The 5,178-nt window shown below is 70.9% G+C and carries 6 protein-coding genes; 1 reads left to right on the top strand and 5 read right to left on the bottom strand.

Going from position 1 to position 5,178, the window contains the following annotated elements; translation table 11 throughout:
• The first annotated feature begins 213 nt into the window (after positions 1-213).
• The gene (mscL, locus tag G6023_RS14710) at positions 214-642 is read left to right on the top strand and encodes a large conductance mechanosensitive channel protein MscL (RefSeq protein ID WP_132061598.1); all 429 of its coding nucleotides are present in this window, start codon (positions 214-216) and stop codon (positions 640-642) included.
• Between the two features lie 106 nt (positions 643-748).
• Here mscL and G6023_RS14705 read toward each other — a convergent pair whose 3' ends face one another.
• The 5 genes from G6023_RS14705 to G6023_RS14685 form a co-directional block, all read right to left on the bottom strand.
• Entirely contained in the window at positions 749-898 is a 150-nt protein-coding gene (locus G6023_RS14705; protein ID WP_182636204.1) for a hypothetical protein, read from the bottom strand.
• Positions 895-1,413 carry a MogA/MoaB family molybdenum cofactor biosynthesis protein gene (locus tag G6023_RS14700; RefSeq protein WP_200841576.1) on the bottom strand — a complete coding sequence of 173 codons (519 nt, stop codon included), beginning with the start codon at positions 1,411-1,413 and terminating at the stop codon, positions 895-897. The genes G6023_RS14705 and G6023_RS14700 overlap by 4 nt, the downstream gene beginning before the upstream one ends.
• Positions 1,414-1,466: 53 nt before the next feature.
• Positions 1,467-2,894 (bottom strand): S1C family serine protease, encoded by a 1,428-nt coding sequence (locus tag G6023_RS14695; protein ID WP_187700235.1) that lies wholly within the window; start codon positions 2,892-2,894, stop codon positions 1,467-1,469.
• A gap of 62 nt (positions 2,895-2,956) precedes the next feature.
• On the bottom strand, positions 2,957-4,348 hold the full coding sequence (locus tag G6023_RS14690) for a HAMP domain-containing sensor histidine kinase (protein ID WP_132061596.1): 1,392 nt from the start codon (positions 4,346-4,348) through the stop codon (positions 2,957-2,959).
• Positions 4,348-5,031 carry a response regulator transcription factor gene (locus G6023_RS14685; RefSeq protein ID WP_069388691.1) on the bottom strand — a complete coding sequence of 228 codons (684 nt, stop codon included), beginning with the start codon at positions 5,029-5,031 and terminating at the stop codon, positions 4,348-4,350. The genes G6023_RS14690 and G6023_RS14685 overlap by 1 nt, the downstream gene beginning before the upstream one ends.
• Between the last annotated feature and the right edge of the window lie 147 nt (positions 5,032-5,178).

Here is a 5,178-nt window from a genome sequence, read left to right as displayed (position 1 = left end):
CGCACGCCGCCCGGGTACGGGACGCCCCCGTGGGACGGTCGGGCGCGCGATCCCTCCTCGTCGAGGTCCCCGAGGCCGACGCCGCCCGCCTCGCCGCGACGGCCGCCGGGACCCCGCTGGCCGTCGTGGTCCACGGTTGAGATGAGGTCAGGAGACTTGGCCGGGTGGTATCGTCGCCGGATCTAAAGAACCCGCCTGGGAAAGGGGCGCACGATGCTCAAGGGATTCAAGGAATTCATCATGCAGGGCAACGTGATCGACTTGGCGGTCGCGGTCGTCATCGGTAGCGCGTTCGCCACCATCGTCAACGCGTTCACCAGCGCGATCATCAACCCGCTCATCGCTCTGCTGGGCGGGAACAACGAGATCGGTTTCGCCGTCCAACTCCGGGACAACAATCCCGCGACCGTCATGGACTTCGGGATGCTCATCACCGCGATCATCAACTTCCTGCTGATCGCGGCCATCATCTACTTCGTCCTGGTCGGGCCGATGAACAAGATGAAGGAGGCCGCCGCCAAGCGCAAGGGCATCGAGGCCCCCGCCTCGGACAACGACCTCCTCGTGGAGATCCGCGACCTGCTCGCCGGTCGCCCGCTCACGCACCCGTCGGAGCCGGACAGTCCGTCGAGCAACGCCTGATCGACTCCGGTCCGCGTTCCACGGTCTACGTCCCACGCCCCGTCGGCGCCGTCATGGCCGGCGGGGCGTCGGCGTCTGCCGGCGGTGGCGCTTCGTCGCCGTGGAGTCAGCCGTGATGCGGCGGACGCTGATCGCGCCACCAGTCGTCGTCGATCCGACTGTCCGCGGTGCGCGCCTCGTCCGAGGTCGTCTCGGGCAGGGTCTCCCCGAACACCTCGTCGAGTCGCGCCCGGTCCACCGGCCGCGGATCCGTCACAGTTCGTCGAAGGCGGACAACTGCGCCACCACGTACGAGACGAGCGGGCATAGCGTCGCCATCCCGTCGCGGATGGCCGCGCGGCTCGGCGCGAGGTTGGCGACCACCGTGCTGCCGGACACCCCCACGTAGCCGCGCGAGACGATCGAGTCAACCGCGCCGGCCGTGAGACCCGACGACCGGATGGCCTCGGCGATGCCGGGCAGGCGCTGGTCGAGGATCTCCTCGGTGACCTCGGGCGTGATGTCCCGGGGACCGACCCCGGTGCCCCCCACGGTCACGACGAAGTCGAATCCACCGACCACCGCCGTCTCGAGGGCCTTGCGGACCTCCGCCTCGTCGGACGCCACGCCCACGACACCGCCGACGAGGAACCCCTCCTCCTCGAGGAGCTCCGTGACCAGCGGACCGATGGAGTCCTCCCGCTCGTTGAGGCGGTCGGTCACCACCACGACCATGGCGCGCCCGGCGATCTGCGGCTCGACCGGCTCGACGGCCGCGGGGTCGAAGTCCATACCGGTGGGGAGCTTGCGGCCTCCGGGCAGAGCCCGCGGGTCAAATCTGGTGCTCATCTGGCCTCTCCCAGCATCACGTCTACGGTGTTCGGCGAATCGCCCTCACGAGAAGCATAGGTGACGGTCACCGTGTCCCCCGGTGCCTGGGACCGGATGGCCGCGACGAGCGCGTCGCCGCCCTCGATGAGCCGTTCCCCCACCCCGGTGATGACCGCGCCCTGCTCGATCCCCGCGCGCTCGGCGGGCCCACCCGGCTCGACGGCACGCACCAGCGCGCCGTCGCCCTCCGGCGAGTCGCTAACCGAGACCCCGAGCACCGCGCGGGTCGCGTACTGCTGCTTGATCAGCTGGTCGGCGATCCGCCGGGCCTGGTCCACCGGGATGGCGAAGCCCAGGCCGATCGATCCCGAATTGCCCGATCCCAACGACGCGATGGCCGAGTTGATCCCGACCAGTTCGCCGTTCATGTTGACCAACGCGCCGCCCGAGTTGCCCGGGTTCACGGCTGCATCGGTCTGGATGGCGTCGATCACCGTGCTCTGGTCCGACTGGGCGCCGCCGGCCCGCACCGGGCGGTTCAGCGCGGAGACGATGCCGGTCGTGACGGTGCCCGACAACCCCAGTGGCGACCCCACCGCGGCCACGGCCTGTCCCTCGGTCAACGTCGCCGAGGTGCCCAGGGCGATGGGGGTGAGCGGGCGGGAGGTCTCCGCCTTGATGACCGCGATGTCGGTGGCCGGGTCCGTGCCGACGACGCTCGCGGGAGCCTTGGAGCCGTCGTCGAAGCGCACCTGGATCTGGCCCCCGGCCTGAGCTGCGCCGATGACGTGGCTGTTGGTGATGATGAGGCCGTCGGCGGTCAACACCACCCCGGACCCCTCGCCGCGGCCCGTCTGGGAACGCACGTCGATCGACACGACGCTCGGCAGCACCTTGTCCGCCACCGCCTCGACGGTGCCGTCGGGCGCCGTCCCCTCGGGTTGGGTCGCGCTGATGGGCGAGGACAACCCCGCCGCGGATCCACCGGCGACCGTCGCACCGATCCACCCACCGAGCCCACCCGAGACGAGCATGGCGGCCACGATGCCGGCCGCGAGCAGGCCCCGGCCCGACTTCCGTTGTCCCGGCGGCGTTCCAGGATCGACACCCGGCCCGGCCCCGGGGTGGGGCGGCGGGCCCGAGGGGGGCATGGCGTCGGAGGGGGGTATGGCGTCCGTGGGTCGCCACGGTCCGGCGTGCCCCTGGCCCTGTGCGTGCCCCTGCGCCTGCGCCTGCGCGGGGTGCTGAGCGGGGAAGGCCGTGGTGGGCCGATCGGTTCCACCCCACCCCTGGGCCATGCCATAGGGATTCTCGGCGGCGTAGGGGTTCTGGCCGGAGGGTCCGTGTGCGGGTCCTCCGAGACCGGCACCCGATCTGCCGGCCCACTCGTCCGGGGACCCGGGTTCGCCCCTGCCCCGGCCGTTCTCGTTCTCGTTCTCCATGGGTCCCATGGTTCCCGATGGCGCTGTGTGCCCGCTGAGACGGTGCGCGCCACCCCCGGGACTCACCCGGGCGGCTGCTCGCTTCCGGGGATGGTCACCCGCACCAGTGCGCCTCCGCCCTCGGCGTCGCTGATCTCGACGGTTCCGCCGTGTCGGGTCGTGACCTGTCGGACGATGGCCAGCCCCAGACCCGACCCCGGCATCGCGCGCGCCTCGTGCGAGCGGTGAAACCGTTCGAAGACCAACTCGCGGTCCTGTTCGGGAATGCCGGGCCCCTGGTCGGCGACCGTCAGTTCCATCACCGCGTCGGAGACGGGGCGCATCCGCACCGTCACCGTCCCCCCGGCGGGACTCCACTTGGCCGCGTTGTCGCACACGTTCAGCACCGCGCGCTCGATCCCGGCCGAGTCGCCGAAGGAGTACCAGGGCATCAACTCGACGTCGAAATCCACGTCGTGTCGGCGGCGACGCACCCGCTCGAGGGCACGTTCGACCGCGTCGGAGACCGCGACCGGCTCCAGCTCGACCTCCCCGGAGTCCTCCCGGGCGAGCTCGACCAGATCCCCGACGAGCTGACTGAGCTCCGAGATCTGCCCCACGACGTCCTCTTCGAGTCCGTTCCGGTCGGCGTCGGGAATCGTCCGCGCGCCGGGGCGGCTGGCCGCGATGAGCAACTCGACGTTCGTCCGCAGACTCGTCAGGGGCGTCTTGAGTTCGTGACCGGCGTCCGCGACGAGCCGCGCCTGTCTCTCCCGGCTCTCCCCCAGCGCGACGAGCATCTGGTTGAAACTGCTCGTCAGGCGGGCGATCTCGTCGTCACCGGCCACGGGGATCGGCCGCAGATCATCGGTGCGGGCGATGCGTTCCACGGCCCTGGTCAGCCTGGCCACCGGCGCCAACCCGGTGCGGCCGACGGCCGTCCCGGCCACCGCCGCCAGGGCGATGCCCGCTGCCCCGACGAGCGTGAGCACGATCGCCAGACGGTTCAACGCAGCCCGGGTGGGGCTGAGGTCCTGCGCCAGGATGAGGGTCGAGCCGTCTCGGACCCCGACCGCGTAGATCTGCTTGCCCCCGGAGGTACGCAGGCTCGACTCGGCCTCGCCGCGTACGACCGCGATCTCCGGGCCGCCGATCTGGAAGGGTTCCCCGGTCGCGGTGCGCACCCCGGAGGGAGCGACGATCTGCGCGTCCAGGTTCGGGTTGAACGCCCGCAGCGCGATCAGCGTGCTGCGCGACTGCAGGGCGAACTCGGAGGCGAGTTGGCTGTTGACCAACTGGTCGGCCTGCTGCTGCAGGCGGTTGTTGACATCGCTGTACATCGACCCCGACACGACGAAGTACGCCGCGACGGCCATGAGGGCCACCGCGACACCCACCGAGCTCGCCGCCAGCAGCGTCACCCGCTGGTGCAGGGAGATCGGTGCGGACCCCGTCCGCATCGTGCGGGCGGGCACTACGGCGTCTCGCGCAGCACGTAACCCACACCGCGCACGGTGTGGATCAACCGGCTCTCGCCCTCCCCTTCCGTCTTACGCCGCAGGTAGCCGATGTAGACCTCGAGAGCGTTACCCGAGGTCGGGAAGTCATAGCCCCACACCTCCTCGAGGATGTGGCTGCGGGTGAGGACCCGGCGAGGGTGGTGCATGAGGAGTTCGAGCAGGGAGAACTCGGTGCGGGTGAGCTGAATCCGCCGCTCGCCGCGGGTGACCTCGCGGGTCGCGATATCCATCCGCAGGTCCTCGAACTCCAGCACCTCGTCGACCTCCTCGGCGTCCGTGCCGCGACGACGCAGCAGAGCCCGCAGGCGGGCGAGGAGTTCCTCCAGCGCGAAGGGTTTGGGCAGGTAGTCGTCGGCCCCCGCGTCCAGACCCGCGACCCGCTCGGAAACGGCGTCCCTCGCGGTGAGCATGAGCACCGGCAGGTCGTCCCCCCTGCTGCGCAGGATCCGGCACACCTCGAGCCCGTCCCGACGGGGCATCATCACGTCGAGGATGACCGCGTCCGGCCGGTTGGTATCGACCCTCTCGATCGCCTCGATGCCGTCGCCGGCGAGCTCCACGTCGTAGCCGTTGAAAGTCAGGGAGCGCCGGAGCGATTCGCGCACGGCCTGGTCGTCGTCCACAACGAGAATCTTCATGACGGGATTCTCGCCCACCCGACTGAAGCGCGGCTGAGGATCCGCCGCGGAGGGCCGCCGCCACGCGCGCCGCAGACGCCGACGAGCCCGACGGGTCCGTGTGGACCCGTCGGGCTCGTGACCGGGCGTGTGCGTGCGGCGCCCGCG

Origin of the sequence: Dietzia sp. DQ11-71, assembly GCF_014144995.1 — a bacterium.
Classification (GTDB): domain Bacteria; phylum Actinomycetota; class Actinomycetes; order Mycobacteriales; family Mycobacteriaceae; genus Dietzia; species Dietzia kunjamensis.
Note: the sequence above shows the minus strand (reverse complement) of the source record. Positions and strands in the feature narration are given on the sequence as shown.